The 230-nt window shown below is 67.8% G+C and carries 1 pseudogene; it reads right to left on the reverse strand.

Features of this window, described 5'->3' with window-relative positions:
- Window positions 1-82: 82 nt before the first annotated feature.
- Window positions 83-230 (reverse strand): annotated as a pseudogene (locus KVS67_RS13680) (50S ribosomal protein L5); the annotation flags it as partial.

The following is a 230-nucleotide window of genomic DNA, read 5'->3' on the forward strand; positions in this document are numbered from 1 at the left end:
GGTCGGGTGGGCTTCACGCCCTTCCTCGCCGTGGCTTCCGCCACCGGTTCACCGGTGGAGGACCTGTGGCGTGGAGGTCTGACTGGTCGGTCTTGAACGGGAAGCCCAGCGCCTTCAGCAGCGCGCGGCCCTCGACGTCGTTCTTGGCGGTCGGCACCACGGTGATGTCCCTGCCGCGCACGCGGACGATCTTGTCCTGAACGATCTCGTGGAACACGGCCTGCTCGGAG

It is taken from the genome of Micrococcus sp. GbtcB5 (genome assembly GCF_019091605.1).
In the GTDB taxonomy this organism is placed as follows: Bacteria; Actinomycetota; Actinomycetes; order Actinomycetales; family Micrococcaceae; genus Micrococcus; species Micrococcus luteus.